The sequence below is a fragment of the Streptomyces sp. NPDC050617 genome (genome assembly GCF_040654795.1).
Lineage (GTDB): Bacteria > Actinomycetota > Actinomycetes > Streptomycetales > Streptomycetaceae > Streptomyces.
This window is the reverse complement of sequence record NZ_JBFAIS010000002.1, coordinates 403,350-418,744: the sequence shown is the minus strand read 5'-3', so window position 1 is coordinate 418,744 and position 15,395 is coordinate 403,350. Positions and strand designations below refer to the sequence as shown.

General features: G+C 69.8%; 14 protein-coding genes and 1 tRNA gene. 7 read left to right on the top strand and 8 right to left on the bottom strand.

The window, feature by feature from the left end; genetic code table 11:
- Window positions 1-65 precede the first annotated feature (65 nt).
- Together AB0I49_RS04420 and AB0I49_RS04415 are read right to left on the bottom strand one after the other, a co-directional pair.
- Window positions 66-908 carry a hypothetical protein gene (locus AB0I49_RS04420; RefSeq protein ID WP_363225307.1) on the bottom strand — a complete coding sequence of 281 codons (843 nt, stop codon included), beginning with the start codon at window positions 906-908 and terminating at the stop codon, window positions 66-68.
- Between the two features lie 365 nt (window positions 909-1,273).
- Window positions 1,274-1,357 (bottom strand) — tRNA-Leu (locus tag AB0I49_RS04415).
- Window positions 1,358-1,692: 335 nt separating this feature from the next.
- Here AB0I49_RS04415 and AB0I49_RS04410 point away from each other — a divergent pair.
- From AB0I49_RS04410 to pknB, 6 genes are all read left to right on the top strand, one after another.
- Window positions 1,693-2,550, top strand: coding sequence for a DUF3662 and FHA domain-containing protein (locus AB0I49_RS04410; RefSeq protein ID WP_363225306.1), 858 nt, complete (start codon window positions 1,693-1,695; stop codon window positions 2,548-2,550).
- Window positions 2,551-2,560: 10 nt separating this feature from the next.
- Entirely contained in the window at window positions 2,561-3,097 is a 537-nt protein-coding gene (locus tag AB0I49_RS04405) for an FHA domain-containing protein (RefSeq protein WP_363225305.1), read from the top strand.
- Between the two features lie 75 nt (window positions 3,098-3,172).
- Window positions 3,173-4,720, top strand: coding sequence for a PP2C family serine/threonine-protein phosphatase (locus AB0I49_RS04400; RefSeq protein WP_363225304.1), 1,548 nt, complete (start codon window positions 3,173-3,175; stop codon window positions 4,718-4,720).
- Between the two features lie 22 nt (window positions 4,721-4,742).
- Complete coding sequence (locus AB0I49_RS04395; RefSeq protein WP_363225303.1) at window positions 4,743-6,164, top strand: FtsW/RodA/SpoVE family cell cycle protein; 1,422 nt, start codon at window positions 4,743-4,745, stop codon at window positions 6,162-6,164.
- The gene (locus AB0I49_RS04390; protein WP_363225302.1) at window positions 6,161-7,627 is read left to right on the top strand and encodes a penicillin-binding protein 2; all 1,467 of its coding nucleotides are present in this window, start codon (window positions 6,161-6,163) and stop codon (window positions 7,625-7,627) included. Before AB0I49_RS04395 ends, AB0I49_RS04390 begins: the two co-directional genes overlap by 4 nt.
- Before the next feature lie 165 nt (window positions 7,628-7,792).
- On the top strand, window positions 7,793-9,805 hold the full coding sequence (pknB, locus tag AB0I49_RS04385) for a Stk1 family PASTA domain-containing Ser/Thr kinase (protein ID WP_363225301.1): 2,013 nt from the start codon (window positions 7,793-7,795) through the stop codon (window positions 9,803-9,805).
- A 99-nt stretch (window positions 9,806-9,904) separates the two neighbouring features.
- Here the strand turns inward: pknB and AB0I49_RS04380 are convergent, their stop codons facing one another.
- From AB0I49_RS04380 to AB0I49_RS04355, 6 genes are all read right to left on the bottom strand, one after another.
- Window positions 9,905-10,618, bottom strand: coding sequence for a class E sortase (locus tag AB0I49_RS04380; RefSeq protein WP_363225300.1), 714 nt, complete (start codon window positions 10,616-10,618; stop codon window positions 9,905-9,907).
- Window positions 10,619-10,723: 105 nt separating this feature from the next.
- Window positions 10,724-12,283, bottom strand: a complete 1,560-nt coding sequence (locus AB0I49_RS04375; protein WP_363225299.1) for a class E sortase — start codon at window positions 12,281-12,283, stop codon at window positions 10,724-10,726.
- Window positions 12,280-12,918, bottom strand: a complete 639-nt coding sequence (locus AB0I49_RS04370) for an aminodeoxychorismate/anthranilate synthase component II (protein WP_363225298.1) — start codon at window positions 12,916-12,918, stop codon at window positions 12,280-12,282. Before AB0I49_RS04370 ends, AB0I49_RS04375 begins: the two co-directional genes overlap by 4 nt.
- Complete coding sequence (locus AB0I49_RS04365; protein WP_030888691.1) at window positions 12,915-13,094, bottom strand: hypothetical protein; 180 nt, start codon at window positions 13,092-13,094, stop codon at window positions 12,915-12,917. The genes AB0I49_RS04370 and AB0I49_RS04365 overlap by 4 nt, the downstream gene beginning before the upstream one ends.
- A gap of 103 nt (window positions 13,095-13,197) precedes the next feature.
- Window positions 13,198-13,920 (bottom strand): class E sortase, encoded by a 723-nt coding sequence (locus tag AB0I49_RS04360; protein WP_363225297.1) that lies wholly within the window; start codon window positions 13,918-13,920, stop codon window positions 13,198-13,200.
- Window positions 13,921-13,983: 63 nt separating this feature from the next.
- Window positions 13,984-14,748, bottom strand: coding sequence for a DUF881 domain-containing protein (locus tag AB0I49_RS04355; protein WP_363225296.1), 765 nt, complete (start codon window positions 14,746-14,748; stop codon window positions 13,984-13,986).
- Window positions 14,749-14,890: 142 nt separating this feature from the next.
- Between AB0I49_RS04355 and crgA the strand changes: the two genes are divergently transcribed.
- Window positions 14,891-15,148, top strand: coding sequence for a cell division protein CrgA (gene crgA, locus AB0I49_RS04350; RefSeq protein ID WP_363225295.1), 258 nt, complete (start codon window positions 14,891-14,893; stop codon window positions 15,146-15,148).
- Window positions 15,149-15,395 lie beyond the last annotated feature (247 nt).

Genomic DNA, 15,395 nt, shown 5'->3' with positions numbered 1-15,395 from the left:
CTCGCCCACATACGGCCCGCTCAAGCCTCCCCCGCGCCGCGCCGCCGTCCGGCGGCTCAGGTCGGTCAGCGCCGGTGCCGCAGCAGGCCCGCCAGGGTGCGTCTGCGGGGTCCCGGAACGCCGGGCAGGGCCATCGGGTGCCGCATCGGCAGATGCCGCGCTCTCAGTTCGGCGATCTTCCGATCGCTGCTGCGCTTCCCATGCGTGTGCGCCAGCTCCAGCAGATGCCGGCAGTACTGCTCGGCCTCCCCGAACGCCCGCTTCGCGCGCCGCTCCTCCTCGCGGGTGCGCGGCCGGCACTGCTGGAGGCAGGTCTTGCCGATGTCCGTCTCGGCCTTGGCCCACTTCTGCGCCGCCGTCTGCACGTCCTTGTAGCGGTCGGTGATCTCGCGCCGGATGCTGCTGCGGCTCCGCTGCGTACGCCCGCGCACATCGACGCGCATCAGCAGGTGCCGCTTGACCTCGTCGGAGAAGACGTCGAGGTCCCAGCAGTCGTGGAAGCCGAGGACCAGCCGGTCGCACCAGTCGGCCCGGTCGGCCTGCAGCCGGCGCGCGAGGCTGGCGAGCAGCAGCGAGTCGCCCAGCGTGAGTACGGCCAGCAGCGCGCGCCCGCTCGTCTGCTCGCCGCGCCCCCTGGGGACCACACCGGAACCGGCCACCGCGCCCACCGCGATCGGCGGCACGCTTGACGCGTGCGGCAGCAGAAAACCGCTGGCCAGCGCCGCCACCCCGGAGGTCCACAGCACGACGGCGACCGCCAGCGCCGCCGACCGGACCGTACCGAGCAGGCGCCCGTCCTCACGGAAGCGGTAGACCAGGCCCACCCACGCCACCCCCGCGCACACCGCCGCGGGCAGGACCCATTCCGTCAGCCAAGACGCCTGGCCCAACGCCACATCGTCCCCCACTCCGGTACTCCGGTCACAGACGACGAGGCTCTCCACGCACCCGAATCGGCGAAGTCCGAACCAGCGGCGCTCCAACCGCACGCCCAACGCGACTTGACGCCTCACGCAGCGCCCCAGTGCGACTACAGGTCGATGCTCCCACCGCGGCCCCGCCGACATGCGGCGATCCGGCCATGCCCCCGCAGGAGAGAAAGATTCCCGCCAACAATGAAAGCGATACGGTCGCGGGCGCGCCCCACAGAGACCCACAGAGAACCGCAGAGACCCGCGAAGGGGGGCATCGGTCCCGGCAACGGTCCCGGACAACGAGAAACGGGCCCCATCGGTGACTTTCGCCGACCGATGAGACCCGTATCACTGATACGTGCGCGAGGGGGGAGTTGAACCCCCACGCCCTTTCGGGCACTGGAACCTGAATCCAGCGCGTCTGCCTATTCCGCCACCCGCGCATGGGTGCTGTCCTCAGACTCTCTCACAGCTTCCGAACTGGCCTGTTCGGGTCTGGTGCGAGCGCCTTCCGACATCCAGAAGATTAGCACGCCGGTGGGGGTGGATTCACATCCCTTGTCGAGCGACCGCTCCGCCGACGACCACCCCGGTTGCGGGACACTGACTTGGGGCCGCCTCTACGATCCCTAGTGGAACCTCGCGGAGACGGCCACGGAACGCGACACTCGTCACTCCTGGCTTCAAAGGGGAACCAGCCGTTTCCACGACGCGTGGATACGATCAGTAAGCAGTATCAGGACGACACTCGGCCCGACACCGAGGAAGGAGGTGCCCGGTGGGAGTTATGAAGCGCTTCGAGCAGCGTCTCGAGGGTCTCGTGAACGGCACCTTCGCCAAAGTATTCAAGTCCGAGGTGCAGCCCGTCGAGATCGCGGGCGCGCTTCAGCGTGAGTGCGACAACAACGCCACCATCTGGAACCGCGACCGCACCGTCGTGCCCAACGACTTCATCGTCGAGCTCAGCACCCCGGACTTCGACCGGCTGAGCCCGTACTCCGGCCAGCTCGGCGACGAGCTGTCCGGGATGGTGCGCGACTACGCCAAGCAGCAGCGCTACACCTTCATGGGCACCATCAGGGTGCACCTGGAGAAGGCCGACGATCTCGACACCGGCCTCTACCGGGTCCGCAGCCGCACCCTCGCCTCCAGCGAGAGCCAGCAGCCGCCGACCGACAACAATCCGTACGCGGAGCGGGCCACCGCCCCGCGCTCCGGGGCGAGCTCCGGCCACGGCGGCGGATACCCCGCGCAGCCAACCGGCGCGCCCCCCATGCCCTCGGCACCGCCCCCCTCGGCCGCCCGCCCCGTGCCCCGTACGGGCGCGCCCGGCGCCGGCCCCCTGCCGAGCGGCCAGACCCGCCGCTGGATCGAGATCAACGGCACCCGCCACCAGATCTCCCGGCCCACGCTCGTACTGGGCCGCAGCACCGAGGCGGACGTACGCATCGACGACCCGGGCGTCTCCCGCAGGCACTGCGAGATCCGGGTCGGCACCCCCGCGACAATTCAGGACCTGGGGTCCACAAACGGCATCGTGGTGGACGGGCAGCACACCACCCGCGCTACGCTCCGCGACGGCTCGCGGATCGTCGTGGGCAGTACCACCATCGTTTACCGGCAAGCCGAAGGGTGAAGCGGGGGCAATGTCAGAGCTGACCCTCACGGTCATGCGGTTGGGTTTCCTCGCCGTACTGTGGCTGTTCGTCATCGTGGCCGTCCAGGTCATCCGCAGCGATCTGTTCGGCACGCGGGTGACCCAGCGCGGTTCGCGCCGCGGCGCCCAGGACCGGCAGCCGCAGCGGGGGGCCGCGGCGCAGACCGCCGCCACGCCGCCGCAGCAGCGCCAGCAGTCCGGCGGGCGGCGGGCCAAGGGGGGCGGCCGCGGCGCCCCCAGCAAGCTCGTCGTCTCCGAAGGGACCCTGGCCGGCACCACCGTCGCGCTCCAGGGCCAGACCATCTCGCTGGGCCGCGCCCACGACTCCACGATCGTCCTCGACGACGACTACGCCTCCAGCAGGCATGCCAGGATCTATCCGGACCGGGACGGCAAGTGGATCGTCGAGGACCTCGGCTCCACCAACGGCACGTACCTGGACCGGACCCGATTGACCACCCCGACCCCGATCCCGCTCGGCGCGCCGATCCGCATCGGCAAAACCGTCATCGAGCTGCGGAAGTAGTAGGACCATGACGACCGGAGGGTGGGCAGCGTGGCAGCAAAGGGGCTGTTCCCGGAGCCGACGGGCGAGGTGCGCATGAGTCTGTCACTGCGTTTCGCCGCCGGATCGCACAAGGGCATGATCCGGGAGGGCAACGAGGACTCCGGTTACGCCGGCCCCCGGCTGCTCGCCGTCGCCGACGGCATGGGCGGCCAGGCGGCCGGCGAGGTCGCCAGCTCCGAGGTGATCTCCACCCTCGTCACGCTCGACGACGACGTGCCGGGCTCGGACATTCTCACCTCGCTCGGCACCGCCGTGCAGCGCGCCAACGACCAGCTGCGCGTCATGGTCGAGGAGGACCCCCAGCTCGAAGGCATGGGCACCACGCTCACCGCCCTGCTCTGGACCGGCCAGCGCCTCGGCCTCGTACACGTCGGCGACTCGCGCGCGTACCTGCTGCGCGACGGCGTCCTCACCCAGATCACCCAGGACCACACCTGGGTGCAGCGCCTCGTCGACGAGGGCCGCATCACCGAGGAAGAGGCCACCACCCACCCGCAGCGCTCCCTGCTGATGCGCGCGCTGGGCAGCGGCGACCACGTCGAGCCCGACCTGTCCATCAGGGAGGTGCGGGCCGGGGACCGCTACCTCATCTGCTCCGACGGTCTCTGCGGGGTCGTCAGCCACCAGACGATCGAGGAGACCCTCGCCAGCTACCAGGGCCCGCACGAGACCGTGCAGATGCTCATCGAGCTCGCCCTGCGCGGCGGCGGGCCCGACAACATCACCTGCATCGTCGCCGACGTCCTCGACGTCGACAGCGGCGAGGCGCACACGAGCCAGTTCAACGACACCCCCGTCATCGTGGGCGCGGTCGCCGAGAACCAGCTCCAGATGGGCGACGGCGGCGCCGCCATGCAGACGCCCGCCGGCCGCGCGGCCGAGCTCGGCCGCGCCAACCGGCCCGTACCGTCGCAGCCCGGCGGTTTCGGGCCGCCGGGCAGCGGCGACCAGCAGGACGGCCAGCCCTCCGACGGGGCCTACGACGACTACGCCGACGACGACTACGTCAAACCCTCCGCGGGCCGCAAATGGCTCAAGCGCTCGCTGATCACCCTGGTGGTGCTCGGCATCGTCGGCGGCGGCCTGTACGGCGGCTACCGCTGGACCCAGTCGCAGTACTACGTGGGCGCCAAGGACCAGCACCTCGCGGTCTACCAGGGCGTCAGCCAGGACCTCGCCTGGTTCAAGCTGAACAAGGTCTACCAGGACCATCCCGAGATCGAACTCAAGTACCTCCCGGTCGACCAGCGCAGCCGCGTGCAGGACACCATCACGATGGCCGACCGCGACCAGGCCGAGCAGAAGGCCAAGGAGCTCGGCCTGGTCGCCGGCGCCTGCAAGAAGCTCGACGAGCGCAAGAAGGCCGAGGCCGAGGCGAAGAAGCAGAAGGAGAAACAGGAGAAGGCCGACAAGGAGAAGTCGGAGAAGGACAAGGCGGGCGGGACCGTCGGCTCCAAGCCGCTGCACGGGACGAACCAGAGCGGCACCCGCCTCAACTCCACCCCGACGCCCACCCCCGGCCCCACTCTGAGCGAGGAAGAGCAGAAGTTGGTCCCACAGTGCAGCAGCAGCCAGCAGTAAAGGCATAGGGGGCCGTCTACCGATGAGCAGCGCCACCACCACCGCGACCACCACGATCAGCACGATCGGGCCGCCCAGCAGGCGCAACACCGAACTGGCCCTGCTGGTCTTCGCCGTCGTCATCCCGTGTTTCGCCTACGCCAACGTGGGCCTCGCGCTCAGCAACGAGATGCCCTCCGGCATGCTCGGCTACGGCGTCGGGCTCGGCCTCCTCGCGGGCGTCGGCCACCTCGTGGTCCGCAAGTTCGCCCCGTACGCCGACCCGCTGCTGCTGCCGCTGGCGACGCTGCTCAACGGGCTCGGCCTCGTACTGATCTGGCGGCTGGACCAGTCCGAGCGGCTCGCGCGCACCGCCAAGGCCCAGGGCTTCACCTTCCAGGCGTCGGCCCCCAACCAGCTGCTGTTCTCGGCCATCGCGATCGCCCTGTTCGTGGCCGTCCTGATCTTCCTCAAGGACCACCGGATCCTCCAGCGCTACACCTACATCTCCATGGTGGTCGCGCTGATCCTGCTGGTCGCCCCGATCTTCTTCCCCGGCAAGAACGGCGCCAAGATCTGGATCACGCTCCCCGGTCTCGGCTCCATCCAGCCCGGCGAGTTCGCCAAGATCATCCTGGCGGTCTTCTTCGCGGGTTACCTCATGGTCAAGCGGGACGCCCTCGCGCTGGCCAGCCGCCGCTTCATGGGCCTGTACCTGCCGCGCGGCCGCGACCTCGGACCGATCATCGTCGTCTGGGTGCTGTCGCTGCTCATCCTGGTCTTCGAGACCGACCTCGGCACCTCGCTGCTGTTCTTCGGCATGTTCGTCGTCATGCTGTACGTCGCCACCGAGCGCACCAGCTGGATCGTCTTCGGTCTGCTGATGTCCGTCGGCGGCGCCGCGGTCATCGGCACCTTCGAGCCGCACGTGCACGTCCGCGTGATGGCCTGGCTGCACCCCTTCGACGTCTTCACGACCCGCCAGGGCACCGAGCAGATCGCCCAGTCGCTCTTCGCCTTCGGCTCCGGCGGCGTCTTCGGCACCGGCTGGGGCCAGGGCCACTCCGACCTCATCAGCTTCGCCGCCAACTCCGACTTCATCTTCGCCACCGTCGGCGAGGAGCTCGGGCTGGCCGGCACGATGGCGATGCTGCTGGTCTACGGGCTGATCGTGGAGCGCGGCGTACGCACCGCACTCGCCGCCCGCGACCCCTTCGGCAAGCTGCTGTCCGTCGGCCTGTCCGCCGCCTTCGCCATCCAGGTCTTCGTCGTCGCGGGCGGCGTCATGGGCCTCATCCCGATGACCGGTATGACCATGCCGTTCCTCGCCCAGGGCGGCTCGTCCGTGATCGCCAACTGGGCCCTGATCGCCATCCTCATGAAGATCAGCGACACCGCCCGCAGACCGGCTCCGGCCCCCGCCCCGTCCCCCGACGCCGAGATGACCCAGGTGGTCCGACCGTGAACAAACCCCTGCGCCGTATCGCGATCTTCTGTGGACTGCTGGTCCTCGCGCTGCTGGTCCGTGACAACTGGGTGCAGTTCGTCCAGGCCGACGAGCTCAAGAACCACAAGCACAACCGCCGCGTCACGATCGCCACCTACAGCAAGCCGCGCGGCGACATCATCGTCGACGGCCAGCGCATCACCGGCTCCACGAAGACCGACAGCCTCGACTTCAAGTACAAGCGGACGTACAAGGACGGCCCGATGTGGGCGCCCGTCACGGGCTTCGCCTCGCAGGTCTACGACGGCCGGGGGATCGAGAAGCTGGAGGACAAGATCCTCACCGGCGAGGACGACCGGCTCTTCTTCAACCGCACCATCGACATGATCACCGGCAAGGGCAAGAAGGGCGGCGACGTCGTCACCACCCTCAACACCAAGGCGCAGGAGGCCGCGTTCAAGGGCCTCGGCAAGAACAAGGGCGCCGTCGCCGCCCTCGACCCGCGCACCGGCAAGATCCTCGCGCTGGCCTCCACCCCGTCGTTCGACCCGTCCGTGATCGCGGGCAGCGGCAAGAAGGACGAGGAGATGTGGAAGAAGCTGTCGCCGGACACGGGCGACAAGCCGATGCTCAACCGGGCGCTGCAGGAGACCTATCCGCCCGGCTCCACCTTCAAGCTGGTCACCGCGTCGGCGGCGCTGGAGAACGGTCTCTACAGCAGCATCGACGAGCCCACGAAGTCGCCGCTGCCGTACTACCTGCCCGACACGAACAAGCAGCCGCTGCCCAACGAGGGCAACATCCCGTGTGAGAACGCCACGATGAAGGTGGCGCTCCAGTATTCCTGCAACACCGTCTTCGGCAAGATCAGCGCCGACCTGGGCAACGCGACGATGAAGAAGGAAGCCGAGAAGTTCGGCTTCAACGACGACAAGGTCGACACGCCGACGCGTGCCGCCGAGTCCAAGTACCCCAAGGACAACCGGCCGCAGAACGCCATGGCCGGTATCGGCCAGGCGTCCACCACCGCGAGTCCGCTGCAAATGGCCATGGTCACGGCGGCGATCGCCAACAACGGCAAGCTCATGCAGCCGTACATGGTCGACAAGCTGCGGGCGCCGAACCTCAACGTCATCGAGCAGACGGAGCCCAAGGAGAGGAGCCGGCCGCTCTCCAGCGCCAACGCCCAGAAGCTGCAGGAGATGATGGAGAACGTCGTCGAGGAGGGCACCGGCAAAGCCGGCAAGATCCCCGGCGTCACGGTCGGCGGCAAGACCGGTACCGCCCAGCACGGCGAGAACAACAAGGCCAACCCGTACGCCTGGTTCGTCTCCTACGCCAAGACCGACAAGGGCTCCCCGGTCGCCGTCGCGTGCGTCATCGAGAGCTCCGACACCCTGCGCGACGACATCGCGGGCGGCAAGCTCGCCGCGCCCGTCGCGAAGGCGGTCATGGAGGCGGTACTCAAGACAGAGAAGTGACCCCGGTCACCCCCGCAACCGAGCGCCGCACGTGGCGGTACCGGTCTGATATCGGGTGACGGTCGCGCCCGGATCACTACAGGCGCGCCGGGTACGGTATGCCCGGACAGCACACCGCCGGACCCCACACCGGTGCGGTCAGGATTGACGGAGAGGGCTGGATCTATGGAAGAGCCGCGTCGCCTCGGCGGCCGGTACGAGCTGGGCTCGGTGCTCGGCCGCGGTGGCATGGCGGAGGTCTACCTCGCCCATGACACCCGGCTCGGCCGCACCGTGGCTGTGAAGACCCTGCGGGTGGATCTGGCCCGCGACCCGTCCTTCCAGGCCCGGTTCCGCCGAGAGGCACAGTCCGCCGCCTCGCTCAACCACCCGTCGATCGTCGCCGTCTACGACACCGGCGAGGACTATGTCGACAACGTCTCCATCCCCTACATCGTCATGGAGTACGTCGACGGCTCGACCCTGCGCGAGCTCCTGCACTCCGGCCGCAAGCTGCTGCCCGAGCGCTCCCTGGAGATGACCATCGGGGTCCTCCAGGCCCTGGAGTACTCGCACCGCGCCGGCATCGTCCACCGCGACATCAAGCCCGCCAACGTCATGCTGACGCGCACCGGGCAGGTCAAGGTCATGGACTTCGGCATCGCCCGCGCCATGGGCGACTCCGGCATGACCATGACGCAGACCGCCGCCGTCATCGGCACCGCCCAGTACCTCTCCCCCGAGCAGGCCAAGGGCGAGCAGGTCGACGCGCGCAGCGACCTCTACTCCACCGGCTGCCTGCTGTACGAGTTGCTCACCGTCCGGCCCCCGTTCGTCGGCGACTCCCCGGTGGCCGTCGCCTACCAGCACGTACGGGAGGAGCCGCAGCCGCCGAGCAACTTCGACCCCGAGATCACGCCCGAGATGGACGCGATCGTGCTGAAGGCGCTCACCAAGGACCCGGACTACCGCTACCAGTCGGCCGACGAGATGCGCGCCGACATCGAGGCGGCCCTCGACGGCCAGCCCGTCGCCGCCACCGCCGCCATGGGCGCGGTCGGCTACGGCGAGGACCAGCCGACCGCGATGCTCCGCCCCCAGGACCCGGCCATGGGCCAGACCTCCATGCTGCCGCCGCTGCGCGACGACGACGGCGGCTACGGCGGGTACGACGACCGCCCGGACCGGCGGCGCGGCAGCAGCGGCGGCAAGAAGAGCCGCGTCTCGACGATCCTGCTGATCGCCGCGGGCATCCTGGTGCTCATCGGCGCCATCTTCATCGGCAAGGCCCTCATGAGCAAGAACCACAACGACGCCCAGGTGCCGGTGCCGGCGCTCGCGGGCGAGACGCTGGCGAAGGCCAAGCAGATGGGTGAGAACGGCAGCTTCAAGGTCGTCGAGAGCGGCTCGAAGTTCTGCGAGGACCAGAAGAAGGGCACGGTCTGCACCCAGACCCCGGAAGCCGGCTCCAAGGTCGACCGGGACGGCGAGGTCAAGGTCGTCATGTCCAAGGGTGTCGAGAAGGTCTCAGTGCCGCCGGTCACCGGGCTCTCCCTGAACGACGCGACGTCCACCCTGAAGGACAAGGGCTTCAAGGTCGAGCAGAAGCAGGAGGAGTCCGAGAAGACTCCCAACACGGTCCTCAATCAGGACCCGGCCTCCGGCTCCAAGCAGGAGAAGGGCGCGACGGTCACCCTGACCATCGCCCAGGCCCCGCAGACCAAGACGGTCCCGCCGGTGGTCGGCAAGAGCTGGGAGGACGCGAGCAAGCAGCTCACCGACGTCGGCTTCACCCCGCAGAAGCAGGAGCAGGAGTCGGACCAGCCGGCGGGCACCGTCATCAAGCAGAGCCCGGACGGCAACACCCAGGCGCAGCCGAACTCGACGGTCACCCTGACCGTCGCCAAGGCCGCCGAGAAGTTCGCGATGCCCTCGCTGCTCGGCAAGAAGCTCAAGGACGTCAAGAAGGAGATCAGCGACGCGCAGCTGACCCTCGGCGGCGTCTCCGGCCCCCAGGACGACGACGCGACCGTGGCCATGTCCAACCCGCTCCCCGGCGCCCAGGTCAGCAAGGGCCAGACGGTCTCGCTGACCACCACGCCCGGTTCGGGCGACTGGGGGGACAGCGACGGCGACGGGAACGACTCCCCGCTGTGGCACGACCTCATCGGGAAGGGGAAGGGCCGCCATCACCACTAGGCGCGCCTGAGACCCGAGCCGCCCGACGCTTGAGAAAGGCCCCGGCGCCCTCCCCGAAGTTCTGGGGGAGGGCGCCGGGGCCTTTCGTCGGAGGGGCTGTTACCGCAGCTCCGCCGGGGGCGTGCGCCGGGCGTCGACCTTCTCCGTACGCTCCAGCTGCGCCCAGACGACATAGCGGTAGTCGGAGGTGTAGACGGGGGTGCAGGTCGTCAGCGTCAGGTAGCGGCCGGGCTTCTTCTTGCCGGATTCCTTGGGGACCTGGTCGATGACCTCGACGTTGTACTTCGAGGTCTGGCGCAGCTCGGCGTAGACCTTGTAGACGTACCAGACGTCGCGCGTCTCGAAGACGACCGCGTCGCCGTCCTTGAGCTTGTCGATGTTGTGGAACTTCGCGCCGTGCCCGTCGCGGTGCGCGGCCAGCGTGAAGTTGCCCTTCTTGTCCCACGGCATCGCCGACTTCACCGGAGAGGTGTAGAACCCGGCGACCCCCTCATTGAGCGTGCCGGTATTCGTCCCCTTCTTTACGAGGACCTCGCCGTTTTTCATGGCCGGTACGTGCAGGAAGCCGATGCCGTCCTTGGTGTTCAGCGCGCCCGGGCCGCCCTTGGCCCAGTTGTCGCGGACGTGGTGGCCCTGGCGGGACGCCTCGCGGTCGGCGAGCACGTTCGTCCACCACAGCGAGTAGACAACGAACAGGGCCAGCAGCAGGCCCGCGGTGATCAGCAGTTCGCCGATGAAGCTGACGGTGGCGGCGATCCGCCCTCGGCCGCGGCGCGCTGCCGGTCGCGGCTCGTCGTGCTCGGTCCGTGCCACGGCGCTCGTACCCCTTGTTCACTGATTCGCTGGTCTGTCGGCCCCGTTGGATGTACCGCCCCGCCGAACGGCCCGTACGCCCGCCGCCGGGCCGCCGGGCCGGTGTCACTCGACGAGCGCGTCCGGCTTGCCCTTGCCGCGCGGCCGTTCGTCGACCATCTTGCCCCAGACGATCATTCGATACGTACTGGTGAACTCCGGCGTGCAGGTCGTGAGCGTGATGTACCGGCCGGGCTTCGTGAAACCGGACCCCGTGGGCACCGGGCGGATGACGCCGGTGTTGGCCGGCGAGGTCTGCGGCAGCGCGCTCGTCATCTCGTACGTGAAGTACGCGCTCTTCGTCTCCACGACGACCTTGTCGCCCGGCTTGAGCTGGTTGATGTAACGGAACGGTTCGCCATGGGTGTTGCGGTGCCCGGCGAGCGCGAAGTTGCCCTTCTTGTCCCACGGCATCGCGGTCTTCAGCGCGCCGTCGGCGTAGTGGCCGACCATGCCGCGGTCGAGGACCTTCGGCTTGCTGATGCCCTCCGCGATCGGCGCCTTCACGTCCAGCTTCGGGATGTAGATGATCGCGAACCCCTGGCCGGGCGAGAACGCGCCCGCGCTCCGGTCGTCGCCGTCGCCCTCGTCCCACTTGTGCTGGAGGCTGTTCGCGGCGCCGCCCGCCTGCTGATGGGCTATCACGTTCGTCCACCACAGCTGGTACGTCACGAAGAGCAGCATCAGCACGCCGATCGTGATGAAACCCTCGCCGAGCAGCCGGCTCACGATCACGCCGGGGCTGTCCTTGCGGGCCCGCTGCGCGCGGCGCGCCTCCAGCCTGGTGCGCGGCGCGGCCGTCGAACTCTCGGGCGCGGGGGCCGGGGAGGGCGTGGGCGTACGGCGGCCCCGGCCGGCGCGCTTGGCGGCGTCCTGGGCGGCCTTGCGCCGGGCGGCCCGGCCACCGGGCTGCGGCGTCGTCACTTCGTCCGCAGCCGCCGCCGTGAGGGGCGCGTCGGCGTCGATCCGCCGCAGCGCGACCGTCCTGTCGTCCACCGCCCCCTCATCGCCCCCGCGGCGCGGGTCGGCCGCCGCGGCGAAGTCCGGGCCGAGGTCGAGGGTCAGGGTCCCGCCGTCGGGAGGCGAGGGCGGGGCCGGCCGCGGGGCCGGCCGCGGGGCGCGGCTGTGCACGGGCGGCCTCGGCGCGGCCGGCTCCGGCTGGTCGTGGGGGCGGAACCAGGGCGAGCCCTGGGTCTCCGCGGGCCGCTCGGGCGGCAGCGGCCGCGCGGCCTGCCGCCGGGGAGGGGACGCCTGCGGGCGTACGGGCTCGTGGGCGGGTGAGGGCTCGTGGGCGGGTACGGGCTGCTGCGCGCGTATGGGTTCCTGTGCTCGTACGGGCTCCTGTGCTCGTACGGGCTCCTGCGCGCGTACGTCCCGTGCTTGCGGCTGTACGGGCTCCTGGGGCCGCTGCGGCTCCTGGGGGCGCTGGTGCCGGGGCCGGCTCTCCCGTTCCGGGGCGGGGGCGGGCGGCGGCGCCGGCCGCCCCGGCAGCGGGTCGTTCAGCGGGTCGTCGAGCAGTTCGACGGCCGCCGCGAACGCGCCGGTGTCCTCGTACGGGTCGTACGGCGGCACGGGCTCCTGGGCGCCCTGCGCGGCGCCCTCACGCTCGGGGCGGAGTGCGGTCACGCGCCGACCTTGCCCACCACCGGCGCGAGCCCCGCCGAGCGGTCCACGGCGGCCTCGTCGCCGCACATCACCAGCCAGTTGGCGAGCATCAGGTGCCCCCACTCCGTGAGCACCGACTCGGGGTGGAACTGCACGCCCTCCACCGGCAGGTCGCGGTGTCTGAGCCCCATCACGATGCCCGTGTCCGTACGGGCCGTGACCTGCAACTCGTCCGGCACCGTGCCCTGTTCGAGGGCCAGCGAGTGGTACCGGGTGGCGGTGAACGGCGACGGCAGGCCGTGGAAGACGCCGACGCCCTCGTGGGTGACGGACGAGGTCTTGCCGTGCAGCAGCTCGGGGGCGCGTCCGACGACGCCGCCGTAGGCGACCGCCATGGACTGCATGCCCAGGCACACGCCGAAGACCGGGATGCCGCCGGCCGCGCAGTGCCGGACCATGTCGACGCAGACGCCCGCGTGCTCGGGCGTGCCGGGGCCGGGGGAGAGCAGCACGCCGTCGAAGCCGTCCTCGGCGTGCGCGAGTTCGACCTCGTCGTTGCGGACCACCTCGCACTCGGCGCCGAGCTGGTAGAGGTACTGGACCAGGTTGAAGACGAAGCTGTCGTAGTTGTCCACGACCAGGATGCGAGCGCTCACCGGGCCGTACCCGCCATTCCGTTGTCGACCGTCACGTCGTTGAACGGAAGCAGTGGCTCCGCCCAGGGGAAGACGTACTGGAAGAGCACGTAGACGATCGCCAGCACCAGTACGAGCGAGATCAGCGCCCGCACCCACGCGTTGCCCGGCAGATGCCGCCAGATCCAGCCGTACATGCTGTCCCTACTTGCCGATGACGAAGACGGAATTCCCGCCGCAGCGACGGGTCGCGGCGGCACGTGCAGCACCAGGGTAAGGCCCGTGCCTGTGACGGGTGGGTCACCTGGGCAAAGCCGCGGGCTTGCCCCGCTCGACCGGCTGGGTCGCGTCCAGATGCGCCCAGTCGATCAGCCGGTGGCTGTGGCCCCACTCGGGCTCGCAGGTGGTGAGGGTGAGATAGCGGCCGGGCCCCTTGAACCCCGACTTCCGCGGCACGGGGTCGACGACGCCGACGTCGGAGGGCAGCGTCTTGTACGGCCTGCGGTCGACGCGGTACGTGAACCAGGTCGCCCCGTCCCGCACCACCACCGCGTCGCCGGGGCGCAGCTCCGGGAAGTCCTTGAACGGATCGCCGTACGTGCGGCGGTGCCCGGCCACCGCGAAGTTGCCCGTCTCGCCGAGGCGCGCGGTGCCGGAGTAGTGGCCGAGGCCCTTCTTCAGCACGGAGGCGCCGGTGCCCTCCAGGACGGGCTTGGACCAGCCGGACCCGAATCGCGGGATGTACATCACCGCGAACGACTCGCCTTCTTTATAAGAGGGCTGCGGAGGCGGGTTCGGCGTCCCTGTGGGCCGGCCCGGCTGCCCGGACGGGCCCGGCCGCGCGCTGCCGGACGACACGGAGCCGGTGGACCACTTGTCCTGGAGGTGGTCGAGCTCGCCGTTCATGGCGCTGTCGGCCCGCACCCCGGTCCAGTACAGGACATAGACGACGAACAGGACGATCAGGGTGCCGACGGTGACGCACAGCTCGCTGAAGGTCCGGACGATCACACGCGCGTTCACCTTCACTGCCGCTCCCGTCGTCGGCTGGGGCCTCGCGCCCGCCGCCCGCGGGCACGGCGGCGGCTAGGACGCGGGCTTCGCGTAGTGGAGATCCACTGTGCCCGAGTAGCCGGGAAGAGTCACCGCATCGTGCTGGTCGACTTTCCAGCCGAGCCCGTACGCGGTCACGTACTGCTTGTAGTCCTGGATCGAGGGCGTGGAGTCCAGCGCCTTGCGCAGGGCGTCGCGGTCGCCGACGGCCGTCACCTTGTACGGCGGGGAGTAGACGCGGCCCTGGAGGATGAGGGTGTTGCCCACGCAGCGCACGGCGCTGGTGGAGATCAGTCGCTGGTCCATGATCCGGATGCCCTTGGCGCCGCCCCGCCACAGGGCGTTGACGACGCCCTGGAGGTCCTGCTGGTGGATGACCAGGTCGTTGGGTTGCGGCTCCGGGACGCCGGGGATACGGGCGGTGGCGCCCTGCGGGGCGTCGGTGAGGGTCACGCTCAGGCCGCTGCCGGTGAGCGGCTTGGTGCCGGCGCTCTTCTCCAGGGCGGCGATGCGCTTGTTCTCGGCGTCCGAGCTGCCGTTGTCGCGCCGGGCCAGCGCGTCGACCTCGGCGCGCACGCCCGCGGCGCTCTCGTCGAGGGTCGCGTTCTTGTGGCTGCGCTCCTGGATGAGGTCGGAGAGGCGGAGCATCGAGTCGTCGGTGCGCAGATCGGTGCCCTGGGCGGTGTTGAAGCTCATCCAGAAGATGAGGCCGGCCAGCGCGAAGACACCGGCGGTGAGCAGCCGGACCGGCCGGAAACGCCGGGGGCCGGTGCTGGTGGAGTCGGCAGAATTGCTCAACGTACCCTTATCCTCTCCGACGCCGCGGAAGCACTACGCTAACGGACGGCCGGGGCACGGCGGCGACCCCCGCCGCCGCCCGTTCCGGCGGACAGTTTTGTACCCCGCGCGGTCACGCAGCGCATCGACAGGAGAGTTCCTCGTGCCGAAGTCACGTATCCGCAAGAAGGACGACTTCACCCCGCCGCCGGCGGCCAAGCAGCAGAACGTCAGGCTCAACAGCGGGCGCCGCTGGGTGGCCCCGCTGATGCTGGCGATGTTCGCCCTGGGCCTGGCATGGATCGTCGTCTTCTATGTGACGCGCGGAGATCTGCCGATCTCGGCCCTGCACAACTGGAACATCGTGATCGGTTTCGGCTTCATCGCCGCGGGGTTCGTGGTCTCCACCCAGTGGAAGTAGCCCGGCCGGGCCTGTACGGGGTCAGCGGGGCCAGCGGGGTCAGGCGTCGCGCCCTCGCTGGGCCATGTGCCGGGGTCTGCTGGGCCATACAGCCGACGGCTCTGCCCTGAGCCTGTCGCCGAGTTATCCACACCCTCATCCACACTGGGGAAAAACTCAGAAGATCTGTGGATAACTTCCCCGGCGTTGACGCCGGTGTGACTGGTGACCGCTCTGCGTGCGCACGATCACACCGCCGTCTTCCTGG

What these genes read in the sequence shown, in the direction of transcription:
- AB0I49_RS04405 (WP_363225305.1), top strand. Translation starts at nt 2,561, where the DNA reads ATGTCAGAGCTGACCCTCACGGTCATGCGGTTGGGTTTCCTCGCCGTA.
- AB0I49_RS04400 (WP_363225304.1), top strand. Translation starts at nt 3,173, where the DNA reads ATGAGTCTGTCACTGCGTTTCGCCGCCGGATCGCACAAGGGCATGATC.
- AB0I49_RS04395 (WP_363225303.1), top strand. Translation starts at nt 4,743, where the DNA reads ATGAGCAGCGCCACCACCACCGCGACCACCACGATCAGCACGATCGGG.
- pknB (WP_363225301.1), top strand. Translation starts at nt 7,793, where the DNA reads ATGGAAGAGCCGCGTCGCCTCGGCGGCCGGTACGAGCTGGGCTCGGTG.
- AB0I49_RS04365 (WP_030888691.1), bottom strand. Translation starts at nt 13,094, where the DNA reads ATGTACGGCTGGATCTGGCGGCATCTGCCGGGCAACGCGTGGGTGCGG.